The sequence below is a fragment of the Streptomyces sp. 8P21H-1 genome (genome assembly GCF_013302945.1).
The window spans coordinates 1-1,651 of the sequence record NZ_JABTYA010000181.1; the positions used below are offsets into that span (position 1 = coordinate 1).

The 1,651-nt window shown below is 72.9% G+C and carries 2 protein-coding genes; both read left to right on the forward strand.

Annotation, left to right across the window (positions count from 1 at the left end; all coding sequences use genetic code 11):
• Positions 1–172 precede the first annotated feature (172 nt).
• Entirely contained in the window at positions 173–937 is a 765-nt protein-coding gene (locus HO151_RS03015) for a DUF4239 domain-containing protein (protein ID WP_173894569.1), read from the forward strand.
• 241 nt (positions 938–1,178) lie between these two features.
• The coding region (locus HO151_RS03020; RefSeq protein ID WP_173894570.1) for a hypothetical protein at positions 1,179–1,651 on the forward strand (473 nt) is incomplete at its 3' end.

The following is a 1,651-nucleotide window of genomic DNA, read 5'->3' on the forward strand; positions in this document are numbered from 1 at the left end:
CGCGCGGCCCGGTCCCTCGGCGACTCCGGTGAGCTATCCGCCGTACCGCGTGCGGGCGCACCGGGCCCCGCCCCGCGGCGGCCCGTCCCTGGTCTCGATGACCCTGCTCATCACAGCGCCCGCGGTGCTCGCCGTCGCCGCGCTGCGCCCGCGCTGACCCCTGGAGGACCCCTTGTCGGAATGGCTTGTTCTCACCCTTGCGATGGCGGCCGCCGCCGTCGTCGTCCTCATCGTCACCTTCGTGCGGCACCACACGGTCGCCGAGGACGACGACCCGTCCGACACCCCGGACGTCATCGAGTACATGACGATGATGATCGGGGTGGTGTACGCCATCGTGCTCGGTCTCGCCATCGCGGGCGTCTGGGAGGCGCGGGGCGTCGCCGAGGACCACGTGCAGACCGAGGCGCACGCGCTGCACGAGATCTCCGAGCGGGTACGCGTCTACCCTCCCGAGGCGCGCGACCGCATCCGGGACGACGTGAACGCCTACGTCGGCCATGTCGTGACCACCGAGTGGAAGACCATGGCCGACCACGGCCACGTCACCGGGCGGGGGGAGGAACTGCTCGACCGGATCCGCCACGACGTCACCGACTACGAGCCGAGGACGGACTTCGAGGCCCAGGCGTACCAGCCGCTCCTCGACCAGGTGACGGCCGCGGACACCGCGCGCACCGCCCGGGCGGAGGCGACGGAGCCGACGATGCCGGGCGTCGTGTGGTTCGGGCTGATCACCGGGGCCGTGGTGACGGTGGGGCTGATCTTCGCCCTGCAGATCCGGCGCACCGCGCGCGAGGTGCTCCTGGCGGGCCTGTTCGCCTCGCTGATCGCCTTCCTGCTCTTCCTGATCTGGGACTTCGACGCCCCCTACAGCCGTGGGATCACCGCGACCGCGGAACCGTTCCTGGCCCACTTCCCCGGAGCCGGCGGCTGACGGACCCACCGGGGACCCGTACCCGTATCCGGCACCCGCGCGGGAGGGACGGGCGCCACGCCGCGCCCGTCCCTCCCGCGCGGGCACGGAACAACCGGTTCGGCCCACACGGTTGCCCCGTTCGCGCTACTGGGATCGCGCCCTCGACCGCACCTTCCTAGCGTTCCGGTCATCGAGGTGCATGTACGGCGCAGCGGAAAAGGTCCGCGGATTGCTCCTCGGGAATCCGGAGGACTCGACCATGCGCGCGATACGCGTCGCCTCGGCCGCACTGCTGGGCATGACCGCCCTGACCCTCGCCATGCCCGTCGCCGTCGCCGAGGGCGACGGGGACCGGGAGGGGGGCGGGAAGGGCGGCATCACCTCGTTCGGCTTCGACGTCACCCCGTCGACCATCGCGGCGGGCGGCCGCGTCACGCTGACCGTCGAGGGCTGCAGGAAGAAGACCGAGGTCACCTCCGGCGTCTTCGACCCCGTGACGATCCGCAAGGGGGAGTCCACGGGCACGGCGACCGTCGACCGGGACGCCGAACCCGGCGCGGTGTACGAGGTGACGTTCCGGTGCGGGAACGAGACCGGCCGTACGGACCTCACCATCGCCGGCGGCCGCCCGGACGACCCCGCCCACCCCCCGGCCCGCCGGGGCGTCAAGGCGGGCCTCGGCGGCACCGCGGACGGCTTCGACCCGGGCGAGATCGCCCTGGGGGCGGCGCT